The 15,544-nt window shown below is 48.9% G+C and carries 14 protein-coding genes and 3 tRNA genes; 7 read left to right on the top strand and 10 right to left on the bottom strand.

All coding sequences use genetic code 11. The annotated features are described in order from the left end of the window. Positions 1 to 106 precede the first annotated feature (106 nt). Positions 107 to 2,251, bottom strand: a complete 2,145-nt coding sequence (gene feoB / locus DPQ25_RS06640) for a ferrous iron transport protein B (RefSeq protein ID WP_112332393.1) — start codon at positions 2,249 to 2,251, stop codon at positions 107 to 109. 1 nt (position 2,252) lies between these two features. Further along, positions 2,253 to 2,492, bottom strand: coding sequence for a FeoA family protein (locus DPQ25_RS06635; RefSeq protein ID WP_112332392.1), 240 nt, complete (start codon positions 2,490 to 2,492; stop codon positions 2,253 to 2,255). Positions 2,493 to 2,800: 308 nt separating this feature from the next. Here DPQ25_RS06635 and DPQ25_RS06630 point away from each other — a divergent pair, with 308 nt between their 5' ends. Together DPQ25_RS06630 and DPQ25_RS06625 are read left to right on the top strand one after the other, a co-directional pair. Continuing rightward, positions 2,801 to 3,826, top strand: a complete 1,026-nt coding sequence (locus DPQ25_RS06630) for an adenosylcobinamide amidohydrolase (protein WP_177576902.1) — start codon at positions 2,801 to 2,803, stop codon at positions 3,824 to 3,826. A gap of 119 nt (positions 3,827 to 3,945) precedes the next feature. Continuing rightward, on the top strand, positions 3,946 to 4,263 hold the full coding sequence (locus DPQ25_RS06625) for a hypothetical protein (protein WP_112332390.1): 318 nt from the start codon (positions 3,946 to 3,948) through the stop codon (positions 4,261 to 4,263). 83 nt (positions 4,264 to 4,346) lie between these two features. Here DPQ25_RS06625 and DPQ25_RS06620 read toward each other — a convergent pair whose 3' ends face one another. Then, positions 4,347 to 4,559, bottom strand: coding sequence for a hypothetical protein (locus DPQ25_RS06620; RefSeq protein WP_112332389.1), 213 nt, complete (start codon positions 4,557 to 4,559; stop codon positions 4,347 to 4,349). Positions 4,560 to 4,645: 86 nt separating this feature from the next. After that, positions 4,646 to 5,737 carry a sporulation protein gene (locus tag DPQ25_RS06615; protein WP_112332388.1) on the bottom strand — a complete coding sequence of 364 codons (1,092 nt, stop codon included), beginning with the start codon at positions 5,735 to 5,737 and terminating at the stop codon, positions 4,646 to 4,648. Between the two features lie 106 nt (positions 5,738 to 5,843). Between DPQ25_RS06615 and DPQ25_RS06610 the strand changes: the two genes are divergently transcribed. The 3 genes from DPQ25_RS06610 (at position 5,844) to DPQ25_RS06600 (ending at position 7,681) form a co-directional block, all read left to right on the top strand. Further along, positions 5,844 to 6,110, top strand: a complete 267-nt coding sequence (locus DPQ25_RS06610) for a YabP/YqfC family sporulation protein (RefSeq protein WP_112332387.1) — start codon at positions 5,844 to 5,846, stop codon at positions 6,108 to 6,110. 12 nt (positions 6,111 to 6,122) lie between these two features. Then, a complete protein-coding gene (locus DPQ25_RS06605) occupies positions 6,123 to 7,292 on the top strand; it encodes a sporulation protein YqfD (RefSeq protein ID WP_112332386.1) in 1,170 nt (389 codons plus the stop codon). 313 nt (positions 7,293 to 7,605) lie between these two features. Continuing rightward, a tRNA-Thr gene (locus tag DPQ25_RS06600) sits at positions 7,606 to 7,681 on the top strand. 314 nt (positions 7,682 to 7,995) lie between these two features. On the opposite strand, the gene DPQ25_RS06595 is transcribed toward DPQ25_RS06600, so the two are convergent. From DPQ25_RS06595 to DPQ25_RS06575, 5 genes are all read right to left on the bottom strand, one after another. Continuing rightward, positions 7,996 to 9,198, bottom strand: a complete 1,203-nt coding sequence (locus DPQ25_RS06595; RefSeq protein WP_112332385.1) for a DUF4185 domain-containing protein — start codon at positions 9,196 to 9,198, stop codon at positions 7,996 to 7,998. A 251-nt stretch (positions 9,199 to 9,449) separates the two neighbouring features. Then, complete coding sequence (locus DPQ25_RS06590; RefSeq protein WP_112332384.1) at positions 9,450 to 9,908, bottom strand: GNAT family N-acetyltransferase; 459 nt, start codon at positions 9,906 to 9,908, stop codon at positions 9,450 to 9,452. Positions 9,909 to 10,320: 412 nt separating this feature from the next. Further along, positions 10,321 to 10,410 (bottom strand) — tRNA-Ser (locus tag DPQ25_RS06585). Positions 10,411 to 10,499: 89 nt separating this feature from the next. Further along, positions 10,500 to 10,588 (bottom strand) — tRNA-Ser (locus tag DPQ25_RS06580). Between the two features lie 174 nt (positions 10,589 to 10,762). Continuing rightward, the gene (locus DPQ25_RS06575; RefSeq protein ID WP_177576901.1) at positions 10,763 to 11,497 is read right to left on the bottom strand and encodes a helix-turn-helix domain-containing protein; all 735 of its coding nucleotides are present in this window, start codon (positions 11,495 to 11,497) and stop codon (positions 10,763 to 10,765) included. Positions 11,498 to 11,626: 129 nt separating this feature from the next. Between DPQ25_RS06575 and DPQ25_RS06570 the strand changes: the two genes are divergently transcribed. Together DPQ25_RS06570 and DPQ25_RS06565 are read left to right on the top strand one after the other, a co-directional pair. Beyond that, positions 11,627 to 12,865, top strand: a complete 1,239-nt coding sequence (locus DPQ25_RS06570) for a uroporphyrinogen decarboxylase/cobalamine-independent methonine synthase family protein (protein ID WP_112332382.1) — start codon at positions 11,627 to 11,629, stop codon at positions 12,863 to 12,865. 133 nt (positions 12,866 to 12,998) lie between these two features. Beyond that, a complete protein-coding gene (locus tag DPQ25_RS06565; RefSeq protein ID WP_112332381.1) occupies positions 12,999 to 14,894 on the top strand; it encodes a hypothetical protein in 1,896 nt (631 codons plus the stop codon). 76 nt (positions 14,895 to 14,970) lie between these two features. On the opposite strand, the gene DPQ25_RS06560 is transcribed toward DPQ25_RS06565, so the two are convergent. Continuing rightward, positions 14,971 to 15,471, bottom strand: a complete 501-nt coding sequence (locus tag DPQ25_RS06560) for an HD domain-containing protein (RefSeq protein ID WP_112332380.1) — start codon at positions 15,469 to 15,471, stop codon at positions 14,971 to 14,973. Positions 15,472 to 15,544 lie beyond the last annotated feature (73 nt).

The following is a 15,544-nucleotide window of genomic DNA, read 5'->3' as shown; positions in this document are numbered from 1 at the left end:
CCCTTACCGTCCACATTGCAGATTCAGGGGAGATTTTATTGGTACAACCTGTGGTATATTTATATTTTAACATGGATTGTATAAAGTTACAACCAAAACAACGCGGCTAGGCCAGGCCGAAAATCCTGGCGGCGGAGGCAGTCAAAAAGCACAGAAGCATGCCACATGCGGTGGGCAGAAAAACAGCCGCTAGCGTCCATTTAAAGCTTTGAGTTTCCTTTTTAATGGTGAGGCAGGTGGTGGAGCAGGGCCAATGAAAGAGTGAAAACAGCATGGTACACAGCGCTGTAAGCCACGTCCACCCATTATTAACTAAAAGTGTGTGAAGAGAAGCGGTGTCGAGCTCCATGATGTTGCCTGTTGCCATGTAGGCCATGATGATAATGGGCACCACAATTTCATTGGCCGGAAAACCGAGGATGAAGGCCAGTAAAATAACGCCGTCCAGCCCCAGCAAATGGGCAAACGGGTCTAAAAAGTTGGCGCAGTGCTGCAGCAGGCTGAGGTTCCCGGCCTTAAGGTTGGCCAGCAGCCAGAGCAGCAGGCCCGCCGGCGCGGCAACCGCGGCGGCCCGCCCGAGGACAAAGAGCGTACGGTCTAAGATGGAACGGACAATAACCTTTCCAATTTGCGGCCTCCGGTAGGGCGGGAGCTCCAAGGTAAATGAGGAGGGGACACCCTTGAGGAGTGTGGCGGAGAGCAGCCTGGAGCAGGCGAGCGTCATGAGTACACCCAATAAAATGACGGCTGTCAGCATTAGGGCGGATAGGACGGATTGGCCCGGCCCGGCGAGCCCGCTGACGAAAAACATGCTAATGATGGCAATAAGGGTTGGCAGGCGCCCATTGCATGGGACAAAATTATTAGTAAGAATAGCGATGAGCCGCTCCCGGGGTGAGTCAATAATGCGGCAGCCGACCACACCGGCGGCGTTGCAGCCAAAGCCCATACACATGGTAAGCGCCTGCTTTCCACAGGCCCGGGCCTTCTGAAAGCATTTATCCAGGTTGAAGGCAATACGGGGCAGGTATCCCAGATCCTCCAGAATCGTAAACAACGGGAAGAAAATAGCCATTGGCGGAAGCATGACGGCGACCACCCAGGCGAGCACCCGGTATACGCCCATAATCAGCAGCTCGCACAGCCAAATAGGCGTATGAGCCCATAGCAGAAAATCATAGATATGGTCGCCTGCGGCAAAAAGGAAATCTGAAAGCAGCTGCGAGGGGTAGTTTGCGCCGGAAATCGTCAGCCAGAAGATGAATGCCAGCAAAAGCAGCATGGCGGGCAAGCCGGTTTTGCGGCTGGTCAAAAGCCGGTCGATTTTACGGTCGCGCGCGTTGCAGGCCGGATTTTCGTAATGGACGGCCTCTTTACAGATCTGCTCTGCCGTGGAAAATATGCTGGAGATGACTTTATCCTGAAGCGCTTCAGGCGTAACAGAGGCTTCTGCCAACTGGCTCTGGGCCTCAGCGATTTTTCTGTTCAACGCGGGAGGAAGCTCGCCTAGGCGCCCCAACAGGGCGGTGTTGAGGGAAAGGGAATCCTGGAGCAGCTGCAGGGCGGCCCAGCGGGGCGGCAGTGAACGATGGCTCCGGGCTAAAAACGCGGCGGTTTCAGGGAGAATATGGGAAACCGCCTGCTCTACAGGCTGCGGGTATTTTAACTGGACCGGCTGTAGGCTGGTTACACATAGAAGGCTTTCCAGGGCCTCCATCAGTGCGTCCATCCCTTTGCCCTCGCGGGCGCTTGCAGCGACAACGGGGACGCCGAGCAGGTTTTCCAGTTTGTCCAGATCGATGCGGATTTTCTTTTTTTCAGCTTCGTCCATCAGGTTGATACAAACCACTGTGCGCGGAAGAATCTCGATTGTCTGCAAGACCAGATTCAGGTTTCGTTCCAAACAAGTGGCATCGCAAACCACGACGGCGGCATCAGCCCCGCCAAAACAGAGAAAATCCCGGGCAACCTCTTCTTCTGCGGAGTGTGCAAACAGGGAGTACGTGCCCGGGATGTCGACCATCCAGTAATTGCGCCCATTAAAGCTGCAGCAGCCGGTAGCGCTTGTTACCGTTTTTCCCGGCCAATTTCCTGTATGCTGATTCAAATTTGTTAAAGCATTAAAAACGGTGCTTTTACCTACGTTGGGATTTCCGCCGATGGCAATGATCCGTTCATCCGGGTTGTTTTTTGCGATTGTTATACCAGTGTCCATTGAATTTAATCCGGTGGATTGAGCCGTTAACCCCATCTCAATTCACCTCTTTTAGCCATATGTTTTTTGCGTCGTCATGCCGCAGCGCAATGACGGCGCCGCGAACCTGATAGGCGACCGGGTCGCCGGACGGGCTTTTTTGCAGGCATTCGACACGGGTGCCCTCAATGAGTCCAATATCCTGAAGCCTGCGTCTCATGGCGCCGGAGGCGGTCAGAAAGCCGACGCGGCCATGCTGCCCTTCTTGTAGATATGCTAAAGGCATTATATTTCTCATAAGAAAGTCTCCTAATGAAATAATCTTTTCTATCATACTATTTAACAAAAAAATTTTTGCCCCCCTTTCAGGGCAGAAGAATTTCAAGTAAGAAGCATGCGCCTGATTGACCGCCGGTATTTCCCCGGCCTAATGGAGCGGAAAAAAGGCGTGTTGCGGAAAAATAAGCGACGGATACGGCTAAGTGAAGAGGAAGTATTAGGGGCGTATTTACTTTTTGGCAATTGGATGCTATAACTAAAGAACATTATTGGCGGCCTCGTTTTCGGGCAGCGTAAAATTTGTGTATTCAGCTGGGAGGAATCAATGTGTTGCAGCAGCCACCTACAGGAGATGCGCTGATTCAGAAGAAAAAAAGTATAGTCATCGAGTTTTGCGGCCCCAGGCGGGTGCTGAGTACTTCCCCTTATAACGGCGGCTGCCGGGAAGATATTACAGCGGTTTACAATTTTGATTGTAAGGATGAGGAGACAGGTTATTCGGATTTACGGACGGATACCTATGAAGGCGAGCTGCGGCTGACGGCCTGCGACTTGGGGCTGGACCCCGAATCTACCACCGGCCTTTCGACGGCTGCCCAGATGCACAACGCCGCAATGGCAACAGCGTGCTTTGAGAATGTGAGCGTCACGACCATTGCGACAGGAGGAATCAACGTTAATGCTGTCCGGGCGGGTGATCCGGCTTCCTATTGCGAGAGGAACGGGGAATTTATTGTTTTTCAGCCTGGTACAATCAACATGATTCTGTTATTTAGCTGTAAGTTGTCACCCGGCATTTTAACGCGTGCGTTGGTAACTGCTACCGAGGCGAAGGCAGCCGCGGTAGGGGAATTGATGGTGCCCAGCAGGTACTCCCATGGCATTGCCACGGGGTCGGGTACAGACGGCGTTATTTTGTCCGCGGATTTATCCGCCAATATCGAACTGACCGATGCAGGAACCCATGCAAAACTTGGGGAGCTAATTGCCCAGAGCGTGAAAAAAGCAGTAAAAGAGGCGCTTTTTCATCAAACAGGCATGTGCAGCGCATACCAGCACAGCGTAATGCAGCGACTGGAGCAGTTTGAAATATCTGACGAGCAGCTGTGGAGAGCCTGCTGCAAAAGGCGCGGGTCTATTGACCGCACGCTTTATCGGGAGCAGCTGCACAAACTGGACCGGGACGGGCTGGCTGTTTCAATTATTTCCATGTGTCTCCATCTGTTGGACGAAGCCAATTGGGGACTTCTCTCCACCGCAGAGGTTCGGCACGCTTTTCTGGCTGTAAGGGGTATGAACTTGCAGCCAATGCTTGAGGATATCCTCCTATGTCTGGAGGACATATTGCGATAAAAGCTGTTTAGGATGGATTTTCATAGATGGCTATAGGGCTTCCATGGCCTTTTGAAGGTGAATTTTTTAAGGAACGCTTTTCACCAATCAGGCATACAATGATCATGAGGTGATATAAGATGGTGGATGGCGCCTATCTCTTGACTTTACAAACACCAGCCGGCCCCATACAGGCCAGGCTGACGTTAAAAAGTAATGGGGGCGAGCTCAGCGGAAAAATCTCTGCAGGAAAAGGAAGCTACCCGTTCAGCGGCGGTTGGGTTCAGGGAAGCAGCTGCGGTTTTGAAAGCAATGTACAGACGCTGCTGGGGGTCATGTTCATTCGTGTGCGCGCTACGGTAGAAAACGATCTGTTTAAGGGGACTGCGCAGACAAGTTTGGGGACCATCCAGGCGCAGGGCAAGAGGATAAAGCCGGTTTCCGGGAACACCTTGTAATCAGGCCGCCGCAGGTGGTTTTCAAATATAATAAGCCACCCGGGGCCTTAACCCCGGGTGGCTTATTTGTCACTATCTCATTCTTATAATTTGAAGTCGTTCGGATCAAAGCTTTTTAAGGGAGGCATTGCTGCCGGTTGGCGTTTGAGCGGGTCGTAGTCAAAATATTTACAGGTACAGTCTGCGGAGAGAAAACGGCCAAGCTTGCAAACCACGGCGCCGTCAAACTCAGAGCCGTGTTTGCAGTAACCGCAGGAAACATCTATATGCTCGTTAAAATAGCTTTTTTTCTTCATAATTAAGACCTTCCGTTTACTTAATAATTCTTATTGTAAGCATAACATAGCCAGCGGATAAAATCCAGACCGGATGCGCTGCTTTTTTATTTAAGCGAGGCCTTATGCTTGGAATAGCCGACCAGAAAAATAATACAAAGGACAATTAAGCAAACTGCGGCAGCCGGTGAATCTGGAACATGGATCATAGGCGTTGTGGATACGTTGGAGAAGGTTTCGCTGGAAACAGGCCAAATTTTACAGAGAAAGAAAGCGATGGCGGCACAAAGAACTCCGTGAAGAAAGCGAAATAGAAAGAATTTACCAAGAGGCATTGGCAGATTCCGTAGCAAGGACAGGATTTGAAAATGGACGCAAAGACCGCCCCATCCAATAAAAAAGGCGAAAATCCACAGAGGTATCCCAATTTGGGAGAGTTTTGCACAGCCGTTTGTTACTTCCAGGAATGCAGCGGCCCAGGCCGATATTGCGGGGTTCTGAATAAAAATTTCCAGAAAGGAGATCAGGACGGCAAATAGGATAACGAAGCAGCACATAGAGCACATGGAACGCGCGGCATCGGCAGTGGAATGGATAAGCGCTTGGCCGGGTGCGGCAACGGGCTTACGGGAGGTACTGCGCGGTTGAATGGACTCTTTTTTTCGCCCGCGGCAGAACAATCCGAGCAATAGGCAGGCCGCTAATTGAGAGATTAGTAGGATAACGCCGGATTGTATGCTATGCAGATAACCGGCACCGACGGCAGTAATGACGAAGGCCGGTCCGGCGTTGATGCAGAAACAGAGCATACGGCGCGCTTGCTGAAGCGAGATCTCCCCTTGGTCCAGCAGGGCGGAAACGCATCTGGCGCCGACGGGGTAGCCGCCAATCATACTCATAAAAATAGCGGCAGCCGAGCTGCCGGGCAGACGGAAAATCAGGCGGCAAAAAGGGCCCAGCGGGCGGTCTAAGTAATTGGCGGCGCCGGATTGGATGACAAACACACTGAGAACCATAAAGGGAAACAGAGAGGGAATTAAAATATTTAAGCAGCAGCCCAAACCGTTTGCAGCACCGTTTGCCGCTTCTAATGGGTAGATACAGAGCAGCACGCCAAAAAAAACGGAACCAAGAATAACAAGAAAAACCGATGTTCGTGAAATTTTGGGCGATGTCCTTTTTTGAATATCGACGTTCATTTGTACCACTCCTTCTTCTTCATAGATATTAGCGAAGACCCGCATACATGCAAATTTGAAGGCATAATCTTAGAAGGAGAAGAGAGCGGGAAGGGAGTGGTTCTTTTTGGGCGAAAAAAACAGAAAAGAAAAATTGGGCAGCCTTTCCCTGTTACAAAATGCAATTGGAAATGCGCATTTAGAATTTTTTGGGAACCGAAAAGCCATTGTAGAAGGCTGCCAGGGAATTTTAGAATATGATTCGGATGTGGTGCGGGTAAAAGCAGGGCGTTTGATTATTCGCTTTTCAGGCCGGGGGCTAATTATAAAATGTATGACGGCCGATTCATTGGTTGTAGAAGGGTTCTTGACAGGCTTGGAATTTATGGTGTGAGGAGGTGCGGCTTTGCTGGTTCAGGTATTGCGCTGGCTACAGGGCGCAGTGGGGTTCCATATTTATGGCTCTGCGGAGCGCTTTTTTAACCAGTGTGCCCGGCAGGGCATTATACTTTGGGATATGAAGAGCGGTGAAGAACCCAGCGCCTGGATCATGGCTTCTCGCTACAAAAAACTGTTAAGCTGTGCCGCCCGGTCTCGTTGCCGGCTGCATATTGAACAAAGAAAGGGCCTTCCTTTTCGTACTGCGTGGCTGAAAAAAAGAAAAGGCTTGGCGCTGGGTGTGGTTCTTTTTATGGTGATTCTCATAGGGCTGTCCCAGCATGTGTGGAGTATCAAAACCATAGGCAATGAAGAGATCCCGGCGGCTAAATTGGAGGAGGTCTATCAAAAGGTGGGCCTGGTGCCTGGGATCTCAAAAAAAGATCTCGACCCCCAGGCGATGCAGCGGGCAATTATGCAGGAGCTGCCAGAGATCGCTTGGATATCAGTTAATACAAAGGGCTGCAGTGTCTCTGTAGAGGTGGCAGAGGCTGTGGGAAAGCCGGAAATGGAAAATCAGGAAACGCCTTGCAATATAAAGGCAGCTTTTTCGGGGCAAATTTTGCGCATCGAGGTTTATGAGGGAACAGCCGTTGCCAAAGTGGGCGAGGCTGTCGTTGAGGGCCAGCTATTAATCAGCGGGATGGTAGAGGACACCAACAAAAATGTCACGCTGATTAAGCATGCATCCGGGCGCGTAGTTGCCTCTACGACCAGGCGCTTTGAAGTAAGCGTTCCGCTGCAAAAAGAGGTCACTTATACAGTCGGCGAGCCCGTCATGCGAAAAAGCATGGATCTGTTTGGCGTGAGGATTCCACTGTCATTAACACCGCAGCCGGACGAGTCCTATAGAAAAGAGGCTGTACGGACAAAGCTAGAGGTAAATGGAAATGCGCTTCCTATTACTTGGCTGGAGGAAAGCTGGCTGAAACAGGAGGTGCGAGCAGAAGAGCGTTCTGAGACAGAGGCCTTGAAAGTTGCCAGAGATGAGGCAGAGAAAAAAAAGAAGGAGCTGCAGGATCTGAAGGTTATAGAGCAACAGGAGAGCTACCGTATAGAAGCCGGGGCGTTGCTCTACCGGCTGGATATGAAATGCGAGGAAAATATCGCGCTGGAATCAGCGTTTTATGTGGAATAAGGAAAAACATGTGACACATGATTCTGTAGCAGAATAAATCCCCCAAAAAGGAATCCGGCTAAATCGTCATAGACTTCAGCCGGATTTCCTAATTTAGAATATGAAGGCGGACAAACGGCTGCTGGGGAACATGTTGATATAGGAAACCTGTTAAAAACGCATCAGGCGATAGAGGATGAGAGACGGAGCGGTCACAGCGGCCTTTGATTCAGAGATAAGAAAGACAATTTTCCATTTTTATAGAGAACAAATATTGACAAATAATATTTTTCCTTATATAATAATAATCGCTGTCTTGGGAATATGGAATAATGCTGGTGTGGCTCAGTTGGTAGAGCAGCTGATTCGTAATCAGCAGGTCAGCGGTTCAAGTCCGCTCACCAGCTCCAAATCAAAGTACAAACTTTGATACAAAAATAGCTCTCCATAACGGAGAGCTATTTTTGCGTTTATGCCCGGAAAGCCTGTGTTCATGCGGTTTTCGGGCTTTTCTTTTTTCCGGCGATAGTGCAAACCTACTTTTTAACGCCTGTTTTTATGCCCGATCGAAAGGTTCTCTGCAATCCCCGCAGATCACATCGACCTCCTGCGCTGCCCGAATGATAGCGCCACAGCAGGGGAAAACGTACTTAATACTACATTGATGGATTTCTTGCGGCCACCTTTTATGTAATTGCTAGGCACATAAAAATCTTCTGAGCTTCTAGCTAAGTTCAATTTCCTGTAAAACCAGTCCATAGTGACTGCCCGGTGGGTTCTCTTGGATCGCTTCACCATTCCAATTAACGGCAAAATTGCCAGAATAACAAATCCACAATGTTTTTCCATCATCTGAAATAAACTTTGAAGGGAAGTTTACAAAATAAGCCTGTTCCCCGAAATTTTTCATATAGGTGACAAGTTTCCACTCGCCAGTAAGAGCGCTGCTCTCCAAAATATAGGTATGCATTTTGGCGCAGGTGTTGCCGCCATCTGTGACAGCCATCAAATATTTTTTTAACGGAGCATTGTATGTAACCGTTACACAACCCATGCTGCCTTCCCACTCCAATAAAGGCTGGATGGCTGAAAAGTCATTGCTCCAGACTGGAGTCCCATCCTTTTCACGGCCAGCAAAAAACTCATAGGCATTTGGATTATTAATGGTCTCGGGAGAAGGAACCACACGTAACAAATATACTTGGTCTCCTGTAATCCAGCTGTTATGCGCAAAACGCTCAAAGCCCACAGGATAAAATTTGAGGTCCGAGCCATGGGCGACCAAATAGGCCTTCCCATCGGGGGAATGCTCCATGTTTTTGCCAAAGTCAACGAAATGCGGTGCGCCGATTTTTACCGGATACCCGCACATGCCGTTTTCGTTGAACAAAGGAGCCTCTGGAGTGTGTGGACAATCGGTCCATGTTCTCCCATAATCCTTTGAAACCCGGAAACCGACAAATGGTCCCAGGTGAGGCCAATTATAAACCATGGATCCCACTTTTGTCTGCCCGTAAGGCCCGAGACAATAGGTTCCATAATACCAGACGCCATTATGGACCAACCCGCCTGACGGGTAACGTCCACCATAAGGTGCTGGATTTGCAAATTGAACGCCCAGTGAACGAATCTGCAAATGAAGTGGATCGTTACCAATCAAAACCCCGTTCCCTGTCGAGGCCGTGGGATAATTCTTTGTTGCGGGAATGGTGGAGAGCGCAGCCGCATCCGAGCAGGAAAATATGGAGTCCACCATACCATCCGTATAACCCGAATAAAGGTTTCCGTCATCGGCCCAAGAAGGATACCAAGTGTCTGCAACATAATAATCACTGCTTTGCCCTGTAAAAATAATACGCGATAAACTTTCAGACTGTGGAAAAGGGCATTCCGCAGGCGGTTCAGATTTCCATTCAAAACGACGCATATCAGTCTCATCCCCTAATTGCAGCGTAGTAGTTTATATTGATCCTCTCCAAGAGCGCTGTTAACAAGATGGTTTTTATTGCAAGAATGCTTTATTAAGCAGTACGGGGCTGCCTCAAATTCTTTTTCAGCCTTGCTGAGGCTAAATCTGTTTTCATAGAGTGTCAAGAGGCTCATAACAACTATTTTCTTTTTAACTTTTTTTGCACTGTGTCGCATTGCTTTACAATTTCTGATATACATTATTACTGTTTATAATTCTAATTTCATTCCATTATGTGTATCTTTAAAACCTATACGTTCATAAAATCGTTTAGCATCTGTTCTCGTTTTATCGGTTGTCAGCTGTATTATAGTTGCTTGATTTTTCTTTGCTTCGGCTATAGCAAAGTTGAGCATTTGAGTTCCAACGCCGTTATTTCTTGTAGTTTTTTTTACACGCACGCTTTCGATTGTAGCCCGCTTGCTGCCGCATCGCGAAAGATATTGTGTGTAAGTTATCTGAAAACAACCAATAACTGCTTTTAAGTCATTTTCATCGCAAGCCACATAGATCATGCTGTTTTTATCATTTTTAATATTATGAAACGCATCGATATAAAACTGAGGAATATTTTTACCGGCCTGCTCGCGCTGTTTACCAAGCGGGTCATCTGCTAACAAATGCACGATTTGTGCCAAGTCATATAATTCAGCCTCTCTGAAAATCATTTTACATTCTCCTTAATGGATATGCGGTGGAACTGATACTATTTTTCAGCTTGTGTTTATTGCATTCTAACACGTTTTCTTCCGATGTTCAATACAACATTTAATTCAGGTAAAGTCAATCATAGTCATGCATTAAGCGGATGGTTATGATTGCAGAATAGTGAAGAAGATAACGAAAAAAGCGTCGCTTTTACAACGCTTTTTCTGGCGGAGCTGGAGAAACTCACCCCTTTTTGCGGTGCGCTAAACCAGCCACCGCTCATTCGTCGTTGCCGGTTTTGACCGCTGCACTTCGCCAAACTTCCTGAATTCACCCCAGCGGAGGAAGTTTGGCTCACCCGTGCCGGAACCGGGCCTGAAATTCCCGGGTATCAACATACAAAAAAGAACGCTGCAAAAGCAACGTTCTTTCTGGCGGAGAAGGAGGGATTTGAACCCTCGCGCCAGTTACCCGACCTACTCCCTTAGCAGGGGAGCCCCTTCACCACTTGGGTACTTCTCCAAAATGTGAATAAACAATCTATATTAATTTAAAAAAGGGATAGACCCGGTTAAACAAGATGAAACACGGACTCCCGTGTTTTTATCTTTTGGCGGAGAGGAAGAGATTCGAACTCTTGGTCCCTTGCGAGATCACTAGTTTTCAAGACTAGCTCCTTAAACCACTCGGACACCTCTCCAAGACCTTACGCGAACTGGAACTTATTATATAGTATTTGTTAATTAATGTCAAGCATGTATTTCGATTTTATTTGCTGCTTTTTATTTCCTCCTTCATACATCAAGAGTTGGCTGGTTTGGGGTGCATCACACTTGGGGAACCTTACCCAGTAACAGGGCGCCATTTATTTGGGTCATGGCTGTGTGTGCCTTCTTTTCCTGTATTCTTGCGGTGAAACCCCATAGTGTGTGCGGAAGGCCCGGCTGAAGGATTTGCTCTCGGCATATCCCAGCTCTTGAGCAATATCACTGATGGAGGCGCCCGCTGCAAGCCTGCCAATCGCATGGTTTAAACGGCAGTGAATGCGGTATTGGCAGGGAGACATCCCAGTTTTTTCATGAAACTGCCGGATGAAATGCTCGGCAGTATAACCGAAGCGGTTTGCAATTTGGTATATTGCCTCATTCTCACAGGCATGCGTCTGTAAGTAGTCTGTCCACTCAGCGGCGGCAGGCTGAGGAAGGAGCTTTTCCTCATTGAAAAAGGAGGTTAGGGCATCCGCCAGATAGCGGAGCGTTTCGGCAGTGGTAGCCGGATTTTGAATGGCGCAGCGGAAGGCGGCAATCAAATGAAAGAGCTCACCGTCAGGGGGAACAGCAATTTTAATTAAAGAGGTTACCATGATAGGAAACAGGTTTAAATGGTACCATAAGCAGCAAATAGGATGGCTGGGTTGATGCCGAATGGAAAAGGGGGCATGGGAGGGGAAAATATATAGAGTCTCAGGGGTTAACTGCTGTAAACCCGCTTCGTCGTGAAAAAAAACGATGCCAGACTCTAAGTAATAAACCCGGCAAAAGCCGGGACCCTTTTTTTCATCGACAAACCAGTTGGCCTCCTGTGTGCCATAGCCTTGCTCCAGTAGCATCAAATCCTCTCCTTCTATGAAATAGCCTAGCATATTTTATATCAAATATCAAGTTTAGTGGCTTTATAATCAGCTTTGACGGTGTATTAATCAATTTTGGTTCTGTATAATGAGAAAGGAGGTGGTTTGATGACACTATCGAGTAAGGAGCAAAAGATTTTGAGGGAATTGGCCCAGAAATATATGGAAATTGCGGTTCTGCCGGTGCAGCGGGAAAAAAAGGCGCTATGGCAGGCGCTCAATCGCTTGCAAATGCAGCGGCCGATGTTGAATATGGACCAGATTCCCTGGCATGAGATGGATGTGGACGGTTCCTTGGTAAACCAAGTGGAGGATCCCTATTGGCGGAATGTCGAAACAACGCTGCGGCGCACCATTTATCGTTTTGAGCATATGCCGGTGGATATGGTGGTTGAACCCTATATTACGTTGTACCGTCCGATTGTCTATGATCCGTACGGCATGCAGATTCATGTTGACACCATTCGGTTGGATCAGAAAAATGATGTCGCGGCTCAGCATTTTACTAATTTATTGGAGACCGAAGAGGATCTTGAAAAAATCAAAACACCGACGGCGACGTTGCTGGCGGAGGATGAGAAACGAATCATACAGGAAGCAGAGGTCCTTTTCCATGGAATCGCTCCATTCCACATGGCTGGAATGACAATGCACCTGGGCATTTGGGACTCCATTACACAATGGATGGGCGTGGAAAATTGTTATATCGAATTGATGGACCGGCCCGCGTTCATGCATGCCATTATGGAGCGGGCTACCTCGGGAATGGAAAGCCTAATTGACAATATGAACAGACAGGGACTGTTTGATGTCTATACAAATGTCTGCCACTGTTCCTACACCTATTTGGATGAACTGCCTACGCCTGGCTGCGACCCGGACCGGCCACAGTCAAAGGATGTATGGGCGTTCGGGCTGGCACAGCTGTTTTCGTCGGTTTCACCGGATATTACCGCAGAGTTTGAGGTTCCTTATATGAAGCGGATCTTCTCTAAATTTGGAGCCATTTATTATGGCTGCTGTGAAAAGCTGGATGACCGGCTGGACATTATTGCGCAGATGCCCAATATCCATAAGGTGTCCTGCAGCCCGTGGAGCAACCGGGAGCATTTTGCGGCAACGCTGCCCAAACAATACATCATGTCTAACAAGCCGAATCCTGCACTGGTCGGCGCTTCGGTGATGGACGAAGAAGAGGTGCGTAAAGATATTCGTCGTACGATTGATGCGGCAAAGAGGAATCAGGTTAACCTGGAATTAATTTTGAAGGATATCAGCACGGTACAATATGAACCGCAGCGCCTGTGGAATTGGTCTCGTATTGCTCTGGAAGAGGTTTGCCGCTGAGCGGGACAACCTGAGCAGACGGATATAACAAACGGTTGACAAGCAGCGGCAGACATGGTAGCATACAGTCAATAGAAGTTAGAAAATTGTTTTTCTAATGGGTTTAGCGAACATTGATTGGAGGAGTTCTACAATGATTCGGTCTTGGTCGAACCAACAGGCCGACAGCGGTTCTGTACATTGCTTTGGAAACGGGAATTTTTTGATTTATGCCCAGGGGCCCAACCTTTCACAGGTGGAGGGGCCGCCATATTCTATGCCGTCTTTTTGTAGTCTGGCTATTGGCTGCAAGTCTGCGCAGGCGGTTATGAGTGAAAGCCAGCGGGAAAAAGGCGCCAATATTTGGACCCACCGGATATCTGGGGAGGTGCAGGCCCAATTTACCGATTATATGCTTCCGGACAAAAATTTGTTTTTCCGGGATTACTCGGTTTCCGCCCCGCTGACCCTGACCGTCCATGAGGGGCCGGAAACGGCTAAACGGGTTTACCGTGACTTTGCTTTCGGCGGTATGCGCAGGGATTGTCTTATGATTCGTATGCCGATGGGGACTAATTTTTTTACCAGTATAGCGGTGGAGCAAGAAACCTGGTTGATTTTGACGGTAGAAGGCGGGGCTGTGACGGAGGAAGGGCATTTGCTTCTAGAGAACAGCGGACGCCTGCTGCTGTCGGCGGGGCTTTTGCCGGATGCGGTTTCACAAATGGAGGAGGCTCTGGGGCTGAAGCCTGCACAAGCACAGGGCTTGGTACGCCATTATTGGAAGGACTTCTTGTCAGGAATTACCGATCTGGGCGCCAGCCTTCCGGCGGACGAGGTTCCGGAGAAGCTGAGAGAAAGAGTGTCGCAGGCTTGTGAGAGCGTGGCGGTGGTCATTAAATGCCAGCAGTCCTCCTCCGGCGGCGAGCAGGCGGGGTATCCCTATCCGCTGGCCTACGTAAGAGACATGGCCGGCACAATGCGGGGGATGCTTTCTTTGGGAATGCAGGAGGAAGCACGGAAAATCCTTGAGTTCTGGTACAGCCGTTTTTGCCTTTTCGGCAATGTGCACAATGCCGAGGGCATGGGGAATTTCGGCGGCCGCCTCTATTTCCCCAATGATGAAGTAGAGGTTCCCGCTTACCTGATTGTCAGTGCGTTTTGGTATGCGGACAAGACAGGGGACTGGGGCTTATTGGATGAAATTTATCCGATGCTCAAGTGGGCCTTTGAAATTCAATTGCCTCAGCTTGGCGGAGGGATGACGAGCTTCTCCGGGGATGAAACCTACATTGCAGGCGGGACTCTGCCGCGCGTCCTGATGTATGACGGATCGGCAGAGTCTACGCTGCTGTTCATCGAAGGCGGGCTGCGATTCCTGGATTGGTGCCGTACAAACAAAAAAATTTCGGCTGCGGAGTTGGAACGCTATGAAAAAATGGTGGTTGACGCAAAGGCGCGCTATAAAGAAAATTTCTGTGTTGACGGCCTGCTCTATGCTAACAACCCGGCGCGGTTGAACTATATCAAAAAGCCGGCTTTCGCCAGAGGATTCTGCGAGGTGCATGACACGCTGCAGCACCAACTGGTTTTGGGCTGGCTGATGTATGACGAGAAAAGCGGCTATTACTGCTGTCCGGAATGCTATGGTAAAAAGCATCCGGACCCAGTTGACCGCAAAAAGCGCCATCAGCTCAGCTCGGCCAGCCTGCTGCCGGCTTTTTATGAAAGCACAATTTTTGCTGCTGGGGAGCTGGAGCGCATAGCATCGCCTTATATTGAATTGTTTGCAAAGAATGGCTTTGTGCCTTCTAATGCGGAGGGCAACCGTTCGTTGGGTTATGACTATGGGCTTTTCCTGTATGCAATGAGTATGCTGAAGCATTCCCTGCGCGTCCCGGCTTTGGCTGCGATGCTGGAGGTGCTGGACGAGACGGGCGCCTGGGTGGAGTATTATGACAATAAAAAACCGTTTAACTGCCGTTGCCGTCCTTGGGAAAGTGCAATTAATATCGATGCAATCCGTAAATTAACAGAGAGCTTTCAATAGATCTTTTTTCAGGGCTGAAAAATAAAAACACCAAACTGCTTTTCGGCGGTTTGGTGTTTTTTTGACGTAGTTTGTGTTATAGAGAGGGCTCCGCGTTTGCATTCAGCTTTTTTTCCATATGTGCGGCGTGGTAAAAATGCAAAACCTCAGAAACAGCGCAAAGCTTATCGGCGCATCCGACGAGAAAGGCTTCCCAGGAGTGTGGCGGCCTGTTTGGGGTTGCCGGCCACATGTGTGAGAGAATAATGTTTTCTTCTTTTTTATTCAGCTTTGTAATTCTGGATGCATTTTTGAGGGCAGCTACGGGGTGGCTGAAAAGATGGCGGCCCTCGTGCCCGCCTGGAATATGCCAGTCATAAAGAAAAAGATCGTGCAACAGCGCTCCGCGTGCAGCGGCATGGTAGTCCAAATGAAAAAAGCGGCACATGCGAAAGCTCAGGTAGGCCACATACAAACAATGCTGCAGGCAATTTACATCCGCATGCTGGGCAATATCCTTCATCGCCAAGACGTCCGGCTGCTTTAATAGGTCGGAAATACAACTGTAAAAGGAGCGGTAGTGTTCGGAATCATACATATTAAACCATGCCTTTCTAGATCTGTTCAGGACCGGGGTAGCACCCGGCTCTGGAGAGGGAATGGATGCTCGG

This window comes from Hydrogeniiclostridium mannosilyticum (assembly GCF_003268275.1).
Classification (GTDB): Bacteria; Bacillota; Clostridia; order Oscillospirales; family Acutalibacteraceae; genus Hydrogeniiclostridium; species Hydrogeniiclostridium mannosilyticum.
Note: the sequence above shows the minus strand (reverse complement) of the source record. Positions and strands in the feature narration are given on the sequence as shown.